The following is a 14,841-nucleotide window of genomic DNA, read 5'->3' on the forward strand; positions in this document are numbered from 1 at the left end:
AGAAGCCGGGCGAGCCAGGTTTTGCTGAGCCGCCATCAAGAAAAAATTCGTCACAAAACGTGAGAAGGCGGAAACCCATTTCCGCTATAGAAGCTCTCAATCGTTTGATTTTCCCGGGTGATTTGCCCGCTCCGGACTTAAAAAAACATGGCACGCAAATATTTCGGAACCGACGGCATTCGCGGCCGCGCCAATGGCGTGATCACGCCGGACCTCGCGCTCAAGGTCGGGCAGGCGACCGGCATCGCCTTCCGTCGCGGCGACCACCGCCACCGCGTGGTGATCGGCAAGGACACAAGGCTCTCCGGCTACATGATCGAATACGCCATGGTGGCGGGCTTCACTTCGGTCGGCATGGACGTGATGCTGCTCGGCCCGATGCCGACGCCTGCCGTCGCGATGCTGACGCGCTCGATGCGCGCCGATCTCGGCGTGATGATCTCGGCCTCGCACAACCCCTACGAGGATAACGGCATCAAGCTGTTCGGCCCCGACGGCTACAAGCTCAACGACGAGGTCGAGACCGAGATCGCCAAGCTGATCGATTCCGACCTCTCGAAGCATCTCTCGACTTCGCCGGAGCTCGGCCGGGCCAAGCGCATCGACAGCGTCCACGCCCGCTATATCGAGTTCGCCAAGCGCACGCTGCCGCGCAACCTCAGCCTGGAAGGCCTGCGCATCGTCGTCGACTGCGCCAACGGCGCCGCCTACAAGGTCGCGCCCGAGGCGCTCTGGGAGCTTGGCGCCGAGGTGATCGCGATCGGCGTTGAGCCCGATGGCTTCAACATCAACAAGGATGTCGGCTCGACCGAGCCGGAGGCGATCAGCCGCAAGGTGCGCGAACTGCGCGCTGATATCGGCATCGCGCTCGATGGCGACGCCGACCGCGTGCTGATCGTCGACGAGCAGGGCCATGTCGTCGATGGCGACCAGCTCATGGCGGTGATCGCGCGCAGCTGGCACGAGGATGGCCGCCTGTCGCAGCCGGGCATCGTCGCCACCGTGATGTCCAACCTCGGGCTGGAGCGCTATCTGGCGGGCCTGGGCCTGTCGCTGGCGCGGACTGCCGTGGGCGACCGCTACGTGCTCGAGCACATGCGGGCGCATGGCTACAACCTCGGCGGCGAGCAATCCGGCCACATCATCCTCTCCGACTACGCGACGACGGGCGACGGGCTGGTCGCGGCGCTGCAGCTGCTCGCCGTGGTCAAGCGCATGGACAAGCCGGTCTCCGAGGTCTGCCATTGCTTCGAGCCGCTGCCGCAGATCCTCAAGAACGTGCGCTACAAGCAAGGCCAGCCGCTCAAGGAGACGCCGGTCGTCAACGCGATCGAGGCGGCCAAGCTGATGCTGGGCGCGAGCGGCCGCCTGGTCATCCGGCCCTCCGGCACCGAGCCGGTGATCCGCGTCATGGCCGAGGGCGACGACCGAGACCTCGTGATGCGCGCGGTCGATGAGGTCGTCGAGGCGGTGACGAAGGCTGCGGCCTGAGGGCGGGCAGCTCGCCTGGACGCACGGCTCTCTTCCCTTCTCCCGGATGGGAGAAGGTGCCCCGGCAGGGGCGGATGAGGGCCTGCCGTTGAACTAGCTACCACCGTCATGCTCGGCCTTGTGCCGAGCATCCACGCCTTGCGGCGTTGCAGCTGCTGGGGCGTGGCAAAGACGTGGATGGTCGGGACGAGCCCGACCATGACGGGGAAGGCACTGCCACAGTGTCTGACGGCGGGGCCTCGGGAGAGGGATTCCCCGCGCTCTGCCCGAGAAGGCGCGGCTCTCCCCGGTTCTTCATCTACCCCTGCGAAGCCTACCGCAAAGACGCGATGCGAAAGCCTCATCTCGCGTAGCGTCAGCATTATTTTCCAAAGAATTCGTGGTTAAGCGGTAAGGTTAAGTCTCATTTAAGAAATCGCTGGCAACGTCCTTCCCATTGGTAACTCGCGCGGGCTGCGTTTCGCTCGCGCAAACTCGAAGGACACTGCCATGGGCAGCCTGAAAACTTTTGCGCTTGCCGGTGCTATGGCGCTCAGTGCCGCCGCCATGGCCAATGCCGCTGACCTGGGCGTGGGCTTGCCGCCGCCGCCCGAGCCGCTTGGGCTGAAGGGCACGATCGGCTCCGGCTGGTACCTGCGCGGCGACGTCGGCATCGGCGTCCAGAGCGTCGACAAATACGAGCAGGCCGACACCATCGCCTATGGCGGCAGCTTCTTCGGCAAGACCGATGAGACCGCATTCTTCGCCGGCCTCGGCGCCGGCTACCGCTTCAACAACTGGTTCCGCGTCGACGGCACGCTGGAATATCGCGGCGGCTCCTCGGTCGGCGTCAACGACAGCATCTACAACCCCTTCGCCCTGGGCAACCAGACCAACACCTACAAGGGCAACCTGTCCTCGATGGTCGCCCTGTTCAACGCCTATGTCGACCTCGGCACCTGGAACTGCCTGACGCCCTATCTCGGCGCCGGCATCGGCGTGGCGCGCAACCAGATCAGCGGCCTGACCGACCAGGGCATCGTCTTCGCCAACCAGCCCTTCGGCCCGGTCTCGCCGACGCTCGGCACCGCCAGCAGCGGCGACAAGACCGGCCTCGCCTGGGCCCTCATGGCCGGCGTCGGCTACGAGGTGAACAAGAACCTGACGCTCGAAGTCGGCTATCGCTACCTCAACCTCGGCGACGCCCAGTCCGGGCCGATCCGCAACGCCTTCCTGGCGGAATCCTATGCGCCGCTGAAGGCCAAGTCGATCGACAGCCACGACTTCAAGATCGGCATGCGCTGGAATTTCGGCGATCCCGATTGCTGCGGCCCGGTCGAGCGGCCGATCTATCAGCCGCCGGTCGTGCGCAAGTATTGATCGCCTGTTGGCGCGGAACCTCTCTGCGTCGTCCCGGACAAGCCGCGTTTGCGGCGCAGCTCCGGGATGACGGCGCTTGATTCTCGCAGATCAGAGCAAGCTCTAAGCGCACGAACCTATTCTCTGCCGGCGGCGCGGATCACACGATCCGCGCCGTTTGCATTTCACCCTCCCGTTGCGGGTGGACGGCGTCGCGTTGACAAAGCCGTCATCCCTTCGCCCTAGTTAGGCGGCGGCGCCGGCTCTCCCCGGGCGGGTCGGCCCCACGCGATTCAGCAACGAGGACATCACCATGAAGACACGCGCTGCCGTCGCCTGGGAGGCTGGGAAGCCGCTGACGATCGAGACCGTCGAGATCGGCGGGCCGAAGGCGGGCGAGGTCCTGGTCGAGGTGATGGCGACGGGCATCTGCCACACCGATGCCTACACGCTGTCGGGCCTGGATTCCGAGGGCAAGTTCCCGGCGATTTTGGGCCATGAGGGCGCCGGCATCGTGCGCGAGGTCGGGGCGGGCGTGACGACGCTTAAAGTCGGCGACCATGTCATCCCGCTCTACACGCCGGAATGCCGCAGTTGCAAAAGCTGCCTGTCGCGCCGGACCAACCTGTGCACCTCGATCCGCGCCACGCAAGGGCAGGGGCTGATGCCGGACGGCACCTCGCGCTTCTCCTGCGATGGCGGCGAGGTCTTCCACTACATGGGCTGCTCGACCTTCGCGAACTTCACGGTGCTGCCGGAGATCGCGCTGGCCAAGGTCCGCGAGGACGCGCCCTTCGACAAGATCTGCTATATCGGCTGCGGCGTGACGACCGGCATCGGCGCGGTGATCTACACGGCGAAAGTCTGGCCCGGCGCGAACGTCGTGGTGTTCGGGCTCGGCGGCATCGGCCTCAACGTCATCCAGGGCGCCCGCATGGTCGGCGCCGACAAGATCATCGGCGTCGACCTCAACCCGGCCAAGCGCGCCATGGCCGAGAAGTTCGGCATGACCGACTTCATCAACCCGAGCGAGATCGGCAACGACAAGGTCGTGCAGGCGATCGTGGACCTCACCGGCGGCGGCGCCGACTTCTCCTTCGACGCCACCGGCAACACCAACGTGATGCGCCAGGCGCTGGAGTGCTGCCATCGCGGCTGGGGCGAGTCGATCATCATCGGCGTGGCCGAGGCCGGCAAGGAGATCGCGACGCGGCCGTTCCAGCTCGTCACCGGCCGGGTCTGGAAGGGCACGGCCTTCGGCGGCGCCCGCGGGCGCACCGACGTGCCGAAGATCGTCGATTGGTACATGGAGGGCAAGATCAACATCGACGACCTGATCACCCACAAGCTCAGCCTCGACGAGATCAACCACGGCTTCGACCTGATGCACGAGGGCAAGTCGATCCGCTCGGTCGTCGTGTACTGAGCGGTCGTTTTTTGGCCCCATCCATCGCGCACTGAACCTCGGCGCCATCCCGGACAAGCGGCGAAGCCGCGCCGCTCCGGGATGACGGTGGAGGTGTGTTCGGCGCCGCAGCAAAAGGGACCATCTGATGGAATTGCTCTCCTCATCGAAAGCCTTCGGCGGGCAGCAGCGCGTCTATCGCCATGACAGCTCCGCCTGCGCCTGCCCGATGAATTTCGCGGTCTACCTGCCGCACCAGAGCGAGGACGGGCCGGTGCCGGTGCTCTGGTATCTCTCGGGCCTGACCTGCACGCACCAGAACGCCGTCGACAAGGGCGAGTACCGGGCGGCTGCGGCGGCGAACGGCATCGCCATCATTTGCCCCGACACCTCGCCGCGTGGCGAAGCCGTGCCGGACGAGCCGGAGAACTGGCAGTTCGGCTCCGGCGCCGGCTTCTACCTCGACGCGACGCAACAGCCTTATGCGAAGAACTATCGCATGGAGAGCTACGTCCTGCATGAGCTGCCGGAGCTGGTGGCGAAGGAACTGCCGCTCGACATGAGCCGGCAGGGCATTTTTGGCCATTCGATGGGCGGGCATGGCGCGATCACGCTCGCTCTCAAGCACCCGGAGCGCTACCGCTCGGTCTCGGCCTTCGCGCCGATCGCGCAACCCTCGACCGCGGGCTGGTCGCGCCCTGCCTTCGAGAAGTACCTCGGGCCGGACGAGGCGAGCTGGCGTCCCTATGACAGTACGGCGCTGATCGCCGACGGGCACAGGGTCAAGGAATTGCTGGTCGACCAGGGCACGGCCGATGGCTTCCTGCAGGAGGGCTTGCGGCCCTGGCTGCTGGAAGTGGCTTGCGTCAGCGCCGGCATCCCGCTCGAGCTGACGATGCGGGAGGGCTATGACCACTCCTATAATTTCGTCTCGACCTTCATGGCCCAGCACATCGCCTGGCATGCCGAGCGGCTGAAGGCGGCCTGACGCCCGCGTGGAACGCATCGCCCCGGCGGGGGTTTAGGATGCGCATCACTGCGCGGGGGAAGCCATGACCGCTTACGACAACGCGCCGTCAAAGCGCTCGTTCTTCACGCGCCTGTCGCAGGCGACGGCGCGCTGGGCGGGCAAGCCGCAGACCTTCTTCGTCGCGCTGCTGATCATCGTGATCTGGGCCGTGTCGGGGCCGTTCTTCGGCTTCAACGACACCTGGCAACTGGTGATCAACACCTCGACCACCATCGTCACCTTCCTGATGGTGTTCATCATCCAGAATAGCCAGAACCGCGACACGGCCGCGATGCAGATCAAGCTCGACGAGCTGATCGTGCGGCTGGAAGGCGCGCGCGAGGAACTGCTCGACCTCGAGGAGCTCGATGAGGAAAAGCTCGAGCTGATCCGCAACGAGTTCGAGAAGCGCGCCACCAAGGCGCGCGAGATGCTGAACAAGAGCCTCGACGAGAATGCCGAGCGGGGCGGCTGAGCTGCGGGCTTCCCGGAACGGCAATGTCGCGGCTCATGCACTCCTTCCCAGCGGCCTGATTTCGCGGAGCGACGAGGCTCCAGGTGCGGTTGGTCTTCCCTCGTGCGCTCCGTCGTGCTCTCGCATCGGAGACCGCTGCACGTGTGATCGAACGATGGATGGGTGCGAGAGCGAGCCTCTTCCATGCCGGTGCGGCTGCGTGGTCCGCTTTTATTATCGCGGCAGCCTTACAAAGGGCGGCGCCATTCCCCATGTGCGATGGACGGTCGCCGAGAATGAAGCCGCCTTGCGGTTGATCTGTTCCGGCGCGATCGCTTTGAGAAAACAGTCGATTTGTTTGAGCAATACGGAATTCGGCAGGGCGTGTCCGACGACCCCGAACTCTTCGCAAGCAATTGCCTGTTCGCTCGTAAGTTCGATGCCATGGTCGGCGAGGACGTGCTTGGCTTGATCGACGCGGATCCGCGGCTCGGCCGATTGCCCGCCGCGCCGCCGGCGCGGCCCTGCGTGTCTTCGCACCAGGACTTGATGCGCTCGGTCGCGTCGGCGTCCTGATCAGTGTCGCGGCGCGCGAAACAGGAAAGAACCTGACGATGGGCCTCAACTTTCCCAACCCCGTCCGCCGCTTCGATCTGGGGCGTTCCTGCGTGAGCTTTTGGGGCTCCGACGCGTCGATGGAGATCACCTTCCAGATCGATTTCGAGGCCTTGCGCAAGCTGAGCCCGGACACGGGCGACGTCGAAGCGGACGTCCTCGGCGTCTTCGACGCCAATCGCGAGAAGATCCAGAACGCCGCCCGAATTGCGTATTCGCGGCACCGCACCGGCTATCACAGATTGACCGGCGCCAGTTTTTGACGCCGCACCTGCCAGGAGAACGTCCATATGAACGCCATCGCGTATAAGGCAGGGGATCTCGTCAACCTGACGCATAACCTGGCCAACCAGCCCCGGCCCGGCCCGTTCGAGATCCTGCGCGTCATGCCCTCGCGGGACAATGCGGAGGAGCAGTATCGGGTGCGCGGTCCCGATGGGCAGGAGCGCGCGATCGGCCACCACGAGATTGTCGAGGGTCGCGGCAACGGCGCGAAGGCATAAGGTCAAAGCGATGGCTGAGCGTTCGAAGCTGCGCACCGATGCGGATAATGCGTTCCTCAGGACGCAGACCCAATCGTCGGTGCGCGACCGGATCGTCTCCGAGACGGAGATGGTCAATCAGGCCCGCGACGCGAAGACGGCCAAGCTGAAGGCGCAGCGACTGGAAAAGGAGGCGTTGGATCGCGAAATGCTCGCGGCCAACCCGCCGAAGCCGAAGAAGCGCCAGGCCGCTTCCCCTGCACCGACGACCGCCCCGCGGCCCCGATCGTAGCGAGCGCCTCGTGGATATCACCGTCACGCAGAAGGCCGACGAGGCCGCATGGCTTTTGACCGACCTGCTGGGCCGGCCCATGGGCGACATCACCGAGGAACCCGCAGGCGAGTTCCGGATCGTTTCGGCGGGGCAGGCGGTGGAGACGATGAAGGACATGAAACATGGTCCTTTTCCCAGCCTGGATGCCGCCCTTGCCGAGATCGAGCGCTTTACGCGGAGCGCCTGCCGCCGGGTCTCGCCGAAACCCGCGAGTGCCGAAAAGGCCGGATAGGGCGACGATCGCAAGCTCGGGAATCTGCCGAGGCTGAGAGACGGAGCGTCCGTTTGCCCTACACCGCCGCGGTCAGCCCGCCATCGACCATCAGCAGGTGGCCGCTGACATAGTCCGACGCGGCCGAGGACAGGAAGATCGCGGCGCCGACCAGTTCCTTGGTCTCGCCCCAGCGCCCGGCCGGCGTGCGGCTCCTGACCCAGGCCGAGAAGGTCTCGTCGGCGATCAGGGCCTTGTTCAGCTCGGTGACGATGTAGCCGGGGCCGATGGCGTTGACCTGGATGTTGTGCTTGCCGAGTTCGGCGGCGAGCCCGCGCGTCATCATCTTCACGGCGCCCTTGGTCGCGGTATAGGGCACGATGGTCGGGCGGCCGAGCTCGCTCATCACCGAGCCGATATTGACGACCTTGCCGCGGTTGCGCGCGACCATCCCCTTGGTCACGGCCTGGGTGACATAGAAGACCGAGTGCAGGTTGGTGGCGACGACCTGGTGCCAATCCGCCGCCGCGTACTCGGTGAAGGCGCCGCGCTTCTGCATGCCGGCATTGTTGATCAGGATGTCGATCGCGCCCGTATCCGCTTCGATGGCGGCGATGCCCGCATCGACCGCGGCCTGGTCGGTGACGTCGAAGGCGGCGATCGAGACCTTGCGGCCTGCGACGGCGATGGCCTTCTGCGCCGCTTCGAGCTTGGCCTCGTCGCGGCCGTTCAGCACGACATGGGCGCCGGCTTCCGAGAGGCCCTCGGCCATGGCGAGGCCGATGCCCTGGCCCGAGCCCGTGACGAGCGCGACCTTGCCTTCCAGACTGAACAGCGACAGCGACATGGGCGACCCTCTCCTGCGACGCATGCTTGCGACGATTTTGAAATTGCGCCGGCTCGCGTGGTTTCGCTAAGCAGCATTCAATCGATTAGCGCGTTTTCCGTTCGGCCGGAATCGGCCGAACGACAAGAATTCGCGCCAATCTATTTCTCGGGCATGTTCTTATCGCAAAAGTGGTGTCCACTTTTGCGGACCATGCCTGAGCCAATCGAACAAGCACCATTGCCGGGAGGCCACCATGCGCGCCGTCGTCATCCATGCCGAGAAGGATTTGCGCGTCGAGGAGACCACGGCGCCCGAACTCGGACCGCTCGACGTGCGGGTGAAGATCGAGGCCGGCGGCATCTGCGGCTCGGACCTGCACTACTACCTGCATGGCGGCTTCGGCACGATCCGCGTGCGCGAGCCGCTGATCCTCGGCCATGAGATCGCCGGCACGGTCGACGCCGTTGGCGGCGAGGTCTCGCGGGTGAGGCCGGGCGACCGGGTCGCGGTCAATCCGAGCCGGGCCTGTGGGCGCTGCCGCTATTGCCAGATGGGCCTGCAGCAGCACTGCACCGACATGCTGTTCTATGGCAGCGCCATGCGCTTCCCCCATGTCCAGGGCGGTTTTCGCGACGTGCTCGTGGTCGAGGAGCGCCAGGCCGTGAAGCTGCCCGGCCACGTGCCGGCGGCGCAGGCCGCCTTCGCCGAGCCGCTCGCGGTCTGCCTGCACGCCGTCAAGCGTGCCGGCCCGCTGCTCGGCAAGCGCGTGCTGGTGACGGGCTCGGGGCCGATCGGCGTGCTGACCGTGGTCGCGGCCAAGGCAGCGGGCGCGGCCGAGATCGTGGTGACCGACGTGGTCGATCAGCCGCTGCCGACGGCGCTGAAGATGGGCGCGACCAGTGCGATCAACGTCATGGCCGAGCCTGACAGGCTGAAGAGCGAGTTCGGCGCCGAGAAGGGCGCCTTCGACGTGATGTTCGAGGCCTCGGGCAACCAGCATGCCTTGACCGGCGCCTTCGACGTGGTGCGCTCGGGCGGCGTGATCGTGCAGATCGGCGTCGGCGGCAATTTCACACTGCCGATGAACGTGCTGGTCGCCAAGGAGTTCGACCTGCGCGGCTCCTTCCGCTTCCACGAGGAGTTCGACTGGGCGGTGCAGATGATCGGCTCGGGGGCCGTCGACCTCTCGCCGCTGCTGACGGCCTCGATCCCGGTCGAGCACGCGGTCGAGGCGTTTGAGCTGGCGGCGGACAAGTCGAAGGCGATGAAGGTTCAGCTCGTCTTCGGGTGATCAGCCGAGCTTGAACCTCGGATCGCCGGCACGGCCATGGCGCGCCGGGTCGTGGATGACGAACTTGTCGCGCCCGCCATGCTTGGCGGCGTAGAGCGCCACATCGGCGTGGGCGGCGGCGCTCGACAATTCCTCCATGGGCGAGACCAGGCAGGCGCCGATGCTGACCGTCATCGTTATCTCGCAATCGGCGTCGAGCCGGAGTGGCTCGCGCCTGACCTCGGCGACGATCTTGGCGGCGATGGCCGAAAGCGAGGCGGGGCTGCTCTCGGCGATGAGCAGGATGAACTCATCGCCGCCCCAGCGGGCGCAGACATCGTAATTGCGCAGCACGCCGCCGATGCGCCTGACGATCTCGACGATGACGCGGTCGCCGGCCTGATGGCCGTATTCGTCGTTGATCGTCTTGAAGTGGTCGAGGTCGACCAGCATCAGCGCCGATTGATGACCAGCGCGCAGCGCGCGGTTCTGCTCCTGCGCGAAGGCCTCCTCGAAGCCGCGGCGGTTGAGGACGCAGGTCAGCGGGTCGCGATGGGCGAGGCGCTCGAGCTTTTCGGTGCGCTCGCGCACCATGGTCTCGAGCCGGCCGGTATTGTCGCCGACGCTCTGCGCCATCTCGTCGAAGGCGCGCGAGAGCCGGCCGATCTCGTCCGGCGAGTGGTCCCTGATCGCGGCGCCGAAGACGCCGGAGCGGACGCGCGCGACCGAGTTCTCCAGCCGCGCCAGCCGGCTCAGCACGCTGCGGTCGAAGAGCAGGGTCATCAGGCCCGCGGCCACCAGCAGGATCGCGGCCAGCAGGATCGCGATTGGCGTGAACAGGCGCCGGTCGATGATCTCGTCGATGTCCATCAGCGTGACGTTGAACCAGCCGAGCCGGTCGAGATAGCCGACGCCGACGAGCATCTCGTGGCCACCGACCTTCATGAAGCGCGAACGCACCAGCACCTCGCCCTTCGTGACCTCCTCCATGATCCCCGCCAGCGCCCTGCGGTCGTCTTCGTCGTCGATCAGGTTGAAGATCGTCTTCTTGGCCTTGAGGTCCTTGGTCAGGCTGTGGAAATCGACGAGCTTCGGGTCGCGGTGGGCCTGCACGGCGCCGTTGCGGTCGACGAAGATGCTCTGCACGCCGGTCTGCGGGATGTCGACGACCTCGCGGATGAACTGGCTGAGGTCGACGCCGGTGCCGATGACGCCGAGCACGCGCTCGCCCTGGCGGATGATGCAGTTGATCCAGACCTTGGTGACGGCGAGGTTGTCGTCGTGGTCGACATTGAGGTGGCAGCCCGAGCCGAGCGCCGCCGTCTTGTAGTACCAGCCGTCGCGCGGGTTTCCGCGGGAGAGCGTGTAGCGCCTGCGGGCGAGTTCGTAGGTGTTGTCCTTGTCGTTGAAGTAGTAGTTGCCGGAGACGTCGAGCACGGCGAAATAGCTCTTGTCCTTGAACGAGAGCCGGTAGTGCTCCAGTTCGGCCAGCCCGCGCTCGGCCTTCTCGGGATCGTCCTCATCCTGCGCCCAGGCGACGATCGCGGGCGAGCGCGCCACGGTCTCGGCCAGCGAGACCTCGCGCATCAGCGATTCCAGGCCGCGATAGCGGTCGAACAGGATCTGCTTTTCGGCGAAGAGCGTGCCGAGCTTCACAACGGTGGCGTTGACGATCCACAGGAACGCGGCGGAGGCGGGCAGCGCGACGGCGAGCATCGCGGCCAGGGTCAGCATCAGCACACGGGCCTTCAGGCTGCGTGCGAAGGCCGACCAGGCAGCGACAGCCTTCATTCTGCGACCTTCTCCGACGCGCCGGCTCAACGGCTGAATGTCATGCCGGAAAGTCGTTCTCAGCTTCGAGCTGCGCCGCCATCCGATCGATGACGAAGATCATTCGGCCGGATTGCTTAACCTTAGGTCAATCGATCAGAACAAGCCTTCGATCTGACCTTGCGCATCGATATGGATGCGCTCCGCCGCCGGCTCGCGCGGCAGGCCGGGCATGGTCATGACGTCCCCGCAGATCGCGACGACGAAGCCGGCGCCGGCCGAGAGCCTGAGCTCGCGCACCGGGACGAGGTGGCCCGAGGGCGCGCCGCGCAAAGTCGGGTCGGCCGAGAAGGAATACTGCGTCTTGGCGACGCAGACCGGCAGGTGGCCATGGCCGGCCGCCTCCAGCTCGGCGAAGCGGGCCGCGACCCTGGGGCCGAGCGAGAGGCCGGCCGCGCCGTAGATCTCGCGGGCGACCGTCTCGAGCTTGTCCTTCAGCGGCATCTCGTCGGGGTAGAGCGGTGCGAAATCGGCGTCGCCGCCTTCGGCGAGCTCGGCGACCTTGTGCGCCAGCTCCTCAGTGCCGGCGCCGCCTTCGGCCCAATGCCGGCAGATCACGGCCTCGACGCCGAGATGGTTGCGGCAGAAGCTGCGGATCAGCTCGTGCTCGGCATGGCTGTCGCTGGTGAAGTTGTTGATCGCGACGATGGGTGGCACGCCGAACTTGCGGATGTTCTCGACATGGCGGGCGAGGTTGGCGAGCCCGGCCTGGAGCGCGTGCAGGTCTTCCTGCCCGAGCGCCTCCTTGGCCGCGCCGCCATGCATCTTGAGCGCGCGCACGGTCGCGACGATCACCGCCGCGTCGGGGCGCAGGCCGGCCTTGCGGCACTTGATGTCGAAGAACTTCTCGGCGCCGAGGTCGGCCCCGAAGCCGGCTTCGGTGACGACGTAGTCGGCGAGCTTCAACGCGGCGCGGGTGGCGATCACCGAGTTGCAGCCATGGGCGATGTTGGCGAAGGGGCCGCCATGGACGAAGGCCGGCGTACCCTCCAGCGTCTGCACCAGGTTGGGCATCAGTGCGTCCTTGAGCAGGACCGTCATCGCGCCGGTCGCCTTGAGCTCGGCGGCGGTGACCGGCTGCTTGGCGCGGCTGCGGCCGACGACGATGCGCCCGAGCCGCTCTTCGAGATCGGCGAGGTCGCGCGCCAGGCAGAAGATCGCCATGACCTCGGAGGCGACGGTGATGTCGAATCCGTCCTCGCGCGGGTAGCCGTTGCCGTTGCCGCCGAGCGAGGAGACGGTCGCGCGCAGCGCCCGGTCGTTCATGTCCATGACGCGCCGGAGCGCGATGTTGCGGGCGTCGAGGTCGAGCTTGTTGCCCCAGTAGATGTGGTTGTCGAGCATCGCCGCCAGCAGGTTATGGGCGCTGGTGATGGCGTGAAAATCGCCGGTGAAGTGCAGGTTGATCTGCTCCATCGGCACGATCTGCGCGTAGCCGCCGCCGGCAGCGCCGCCCTTGACGCCGAAGCAGGGGCCGAGCGAGGGCTCGCGCAGCGCGATCACGACGTTCTTGCCGATGCGCTTGAGCCCGTCGCCGAGGCCGACTGTGGTCGTGGTCTTGCCTTCGCCGGCCGGCGTCGGGTTGATCGCGGTGACTAGGATCAGCTTTCCGTTCGGGCGCGCGTCGAAATCGGGAATCGCGGCCGTGTCGACCTTGGCGATGAACTTGCCGTAGGGATTGAGGGCTTGCTCCGGAATTCCGGCGGTCTCGGCGATGGCGGTAACGGGTTTCAGCCGCGCGGCGCGGGCAATCTCGATATCGGTCGGCATGCGGGTCCCTTTTCGCGCCGGCTGGGGCCGTCACGCGGAATCGGCCGGCACAGTGCCGCGAAATGCGGAACTCTGCCACTGCCTTTCGCAATGCCAGAGCCGTGCCAGATGCGGGCCATGTCTTTTGACACAGGGCGCCAGTCATGTGCCTGCTATTGCTGCCGCTACGGCACGGTGGCAATCAGATGTGAGCCAGCGTTCGGGCGCGAGGCGGCCTTTGCCGACGGGCTTGGGGGACGATGCCGTCAATGGCGGACGAGACTTGATGGTAGACGAGACTTGGCCGATCGGCGGCGGCGAGACCGGGCTCTTGCTGCGCGGCTTCAACCCATCTTCGTCTGCACTTGGCGCGCCCTCGGGCTGGCCTGCCGCCTTGAAGGCGGTCGTGCAGCTCATGCTGTCCTCGCCGACGCCGATGACGCTGCTCTGGGGCAGGCAAGGCTTCATGGTCTATAACGACGCCTACGCGGTCATCGCGGGGGCGCGGCATCCCGAGATCCTGGGCCAGAGCGTCTTCGAGGCCTGGCCGGAGGTGGTCGATTTCCACCGCGTGGTGATGGATGCCGTCCTTGGCGCCGGCGAGCAGCTCTCCTATCGCGACCTGCCGCTGGTGCTGCACCGGAACGGCCGCGCGGAGGACGTCTGGCTGAACGTCGACTACAGCCCGATCCTCGATGAAGCGGGCAAGCCCTGTGGCGTGCTCGCGATCGTCTTCGAGACGACCGAGGCGATGCGGACGAAGCTGGCGCAGGAAGCCGCCGAGCAGGCGCTGCGGGCGCGCGAGCGCGAGCTGGCGCAGGTGCAGAAGATCGGCAGGGTCGGCGGGCTCGAGGTCGATCTGCGGGGCGGGTTCAACAACAAGCGCTCGCCCGAATACCTGATGCTTCACGGCCTGCCGCCGGAGGCGGTGAACGAGAGCCACGAGGATTGGGTGCGGCGCATCCACCCGCAGGACAGGGCCGTGACCGAGGGCCATTTCCGCGAGGCGGTGGCCGGAACGGTGCATGACTACCATGCCGAATACCGGATCATCCGGCCCTCCGACGGGGCGATGCGCTGGATTGCGGCGACCGCGCAGATCGAGCGCGACGAGGCCGGCCGGGCGGTCAGGCTGATCGGCGCCCATATCGACGTGACCGAGCGCAAGGAGGCCGAGGCGCAGCAGCGGCTGCTGCTGCAGGAGCTGGCGCACCGGGTCAAGAACTCGCTGGCGATGATCCAGGCCATCGCCTCCCAGACCTTCCGCAATGCCGGTTCGATCGAGGCCGCAAGCGAGACGTTCAGCGCGCGGCTGGCGGCGCTGTCGCGGGCGCATGACCTGCTGGTCAACGGCAACTGGGCGAATGCGACGCTGCGCGACGTGGTCGGCAGCGTCGTCGGCATCCAGGGCGAGCCCGAGCGCTTCGCGATCAGCGGACCGGATATCCAGGTTGGCCCCAAGGCGGCGCTGGCGCTGACGCTGATCTTGCACGAACTCGGCACCAACGCCGTGAAGTACGGCGCGCTCTCGAACCAGCACGGCCGCGTTGCAGTGAGCTGGCGGATCGACGACATGGAGGGCGAGCGGCAGTTGCGCCTGCGCTGGCAGGAGAGCGGCGGCCCGCCGGTCGAGCCGCCGAAGCGCCGCGGCTTCGGCTCGCGGCTGATCGAGCGCACCTTCCCCTCGACCCGCTGCCGGGTCGAGAACACCTTCCCGCCCGCTGGCGTCGTCTTCACGCTCGACGCGCCGCTGGAGGCGCTGCAGGACGGCGATAGCGGCGACGAGGGGAAGTGACAAGCGGGCGCCTCGCAGGCGCCCGCCAG

15 protein-coding genes are annotated in these 14,841 nt (G+C 66.6%); 12 read left to right on the plus strand and 3 right to left on the minus strand.

The features are described 5' to 3' along the window. Positions 1–147 precede the first annotated feature (147 nt). From glmM to DWF00_RS14560, 10 genes are all read left to right on the plus strand, one after another. The gene (glmM, locus tag DWF00_RS14515; RefSeq protein ID WP_114832308.1) at positions 148–1,491 is read left to right on the plus strand and encodes a phosphoglucosamine mutase; all 1,344 of its coding nucleotides are present in this window, start codon (positions 148–150) and stop codon (positions 1,489–1,491) included. A 489-nt stretch (positions 1,492–1,980) separates the two neighbouring features. Next, positions 1,981–2,850, plus strand: a complete 870-nt coding sequence (locus DWF00_RS14520; RefSeq protein ID WP_114832309.1) for an outer membrane protein — start codon at positions 1,981–1,983, stop codon at positions 2,848–2,850. A gap of 292 nt (positions 2,851–3,142) precedes the next feature. Continuing rightward, positions 3,143–4,255 carry an S-(hydroxymethyl)glutathione dehydrogenase/class III alcohol dehydrogenase gene (locus DWF00_RS14525; RefSeq protein WP_114832310.1) on the plus strand — a complete coding sequence of 371 codons (1,113 nt, stop codon included), beginning with the start codon at positions 3,143–3,145 and terminating at the stop codon, positions 4,253–4,255. A 127-nt stretch (positions 4,256–4,382) separates the two neighbouring features. Beyond that, the gene (fghA, locus tag DWF00_RS14530) at positions 4,383–5,222 is read left to right on the plus strand and encodes an S-formylglutathione hydrolase (protein ID WP_114832311.1); all 840 of its coding nucleotides are present in this window, start codon (positions 4,383–4,385) and stop codon (positions 5,220–5,222) included. Positions 5,223–5,286: 64 nt separating this feature from the next. Continuing rightward, positions 5,287–5,718, plus strand: coding sequence for a low affinity iron permease family protein (locus DWF00_RS14535; RefSeq protein ID WP_114832312.1), 432 nt, complete (start codon positions 5,287–5,289; stop codon positions 5,716–5,718). A gap of 363 nt (positions 5,719–6,081) precedes the next feature. Then, the gene (locus tag DWF00_RS14540) at positions 6,082–6,273 is read left to right on the plus strand and encodes a hypothetical protein (RefSeq protein WP_147283828.1); all 192 of its coding nucleotides are present in this window, start codon (positions 6,082–6,084) and stop codon (positions 6,271–6,273) included. Positions 6,274–6,311: 38 nt separating this feature from the next. Continuing rightward, entirely contained in the window at positions 6,312–6,575 is a 264-nt protein-coding gene (locus tag DWF00_RS14545) for a DUF1488 family protein (protein ID WP_114832314.1), read from the plus strand. 27 nt (positions 6,576–6,602) lie between these two features. Continuing rightward, positions 6,603–6,815: a hypothetical protein gene (locus tag DWF00_RS14550; RefSeq protein ID WP_114832315.1), complete on the plus strand. Its 213-nt coding sequence runs from the start codon at positions 6,603–6,605 to the stop codon at positions 6,813–6,815. 10 nt (positions 6,816–6,825) lie between these two features. After that, positions 6,826–7,086: a hypothetical protein gene (locus DWF00_RS14555; RefSeq protein ID WP_114832316.1), complete on the plus strand. Its 261-nt coding sequence runs from the start codon at positions 6,826–6,828 to the stop codon at positions 7,084–7,086. A gap of 10 nt (positions 7,087–7,096) precedes the next feature. Further along, entirely contained in the window at positions 7,097–7,360 is a 264-nt protein-coding gene (locus tag DWF00_RS14560; RefSeq protein ID WP_114832317.1) for a hypothetical protein, read from the plus strand. A gap of 58 nt (positions 7,361–7,418) precedes the next feature. Here the strand turns inward: DWF00_RS14560 and DWF00_RS14565 are convergent, their stop codons facing one another. After that, positions 7,419–8,186, minus strand: a complete 768-nt coding sequence (locus DWF00_RS14565; protein ID WP_114832318.1) for an SDR family oxidoreductase — start codon at positions 8,184–8,186, stop codon at positions 7,419–7,421. A gap of 235 nt (positions 8,187–8,421) precedes the next feature. On the opposite strand from DWF00_RS14565, the gene DWF00_RS14570 reads away from it, so the two are divergent. Next, positions 8,422–9,459, plus strand: a complete 1,038-nt coding sequence (locus DWF00_RS14570; RefSeq protein WP_114832319.1) for an L-idonate 5-dehydrogenase — start codon at positions 8,422–8,424, stop codon at positions 9,457–9,459. On the opposite strand, the gene DWF00_RS14575 is transcribed toward DWF00_RS14570, so the two are convergent. Further along, positions 9,460–11,229: a sensor domain-containing diguanylate cyclase gene (locus DWF00_RS14575; protein ID WP_114832320.1), complete on the minus strand. Its 1,770-nt coding sequence runs from the start codon at positions 11,227–11,229 to the stop codon at positions 9,460–9,462. It abuts the gene before it with no gap. Positions 11,230–11,364: 135 nt separating this feature from the next. Beyond that, a complete protein-coding gene (locus DWF00_RS14580; protein ID WP_114832321.1) occupies positions 11,365–13,038 on the minus strand; it encodes a formate--tetrahydrofolate ligase in 1,674 nt (557 codons plus the stop codon). 265 nt (positions 13,039–13,303) lie between these two features. Here DWF00_RS14580 and DWF00_RS14585 point away from each other — a divergent pair, with 265 nt between their 5' ends. After that, positions 13,304–14,812 (plus strand): sensor histidine kinase, encoded by a 1,509-nt coding sequence (locus DWF00_RS14585; RefSeq protein WP_181832877.1) that lies wholly within the window; start codon positions 13,304–13,306, stop codon positions 14,810–14,812. The last annotated feature ends 29 nt before the right edge of the window (positions 14,813–14,841 follow it).

Origin of the sequence: Allobosea caraganae (assembly GCF_003351345.1) — a bacterium.
GTDB classification, from domain to species: domain Bacteria; phylum Pseudomonadota; class Alphaproteobacteria; order Rhizobiales; family Beijerinckiaceae; genus Allobosea; species Allobosea caraganae.